We start from the raw sequence: 621 nt of genomic DNA on the forward strand, positions 1-621 counted from the left end.
TGACATCGACTTCAACGTCGAGGCGCTGAATGCGGGTGCGACCGAAACGGATGGCACGGTACAGGTGCTGCTGACCAACACGGTGAGTATCAGCGATGGCGACGGGTCAGAGACCTGGACCAGCCTGGTGTATACCTTCAACAATTTGCCTGCGAATACCACTGCAGTGGGTGGCACCCTGGTGGGTAACGTCCTGACAGTGAACGTGGTGGCGGGGGCATTGCCGCCGGCGTTCGGGCTGGTGTTCCCGGCGGACTATTCGACGGCCGGGGTGTCGGGCAGTGCGAACAACACCGGTGCGCCCATCAGTTACACCGTGGTGGCGACCACCAATGAAGGCACGGCCAACAGCAGTGGCACGGTCACTATCGGAGTGGAAGGGGATATCAGTGTCAGCGCCACCAACCTCGTGCTGGCAGAAACGGATACACCGGTGGCGGTATCGCTGGCGGCGCAGCTGGGTGTCACTGCGACCGACGCGGATGGTTCGGAGCAGGTGACCGGTGTGACGGTGACCCTGAGCGGTGTGCCGGCAGGTGCGTTGATGGGGGCAGGCTGGGTGGCTGGCGCGGTGGCGGGCAGCTACAGCTGGAGCGGTGCGAGCACAGCGGGCGTACCTGG

1 protein-coding gene is annotated in these 621 nt (G+C 64.3%); it reads left to right on the top strand.

Annotation, left to right across the window (positions count from 1 at the left end):
* A partial coding sequence (locus tag G5533_RS20410; RefSeq protein ID WP_441255250.1) for a hypothetical protein occupies window positions 1-621 on the top strand: 621 nt, incomplete at both ends.

Origin of the sequence: Aeromonas sp. A600620, from assembly GCF_029479985.1 — a bacterium.
Lineage (GTDB): Bacteria > Pseudomonadota > Gammaproteobacteria > Enterobacterales > Aeromonadaceae > Aeromonas > Aeromonas veronii_A.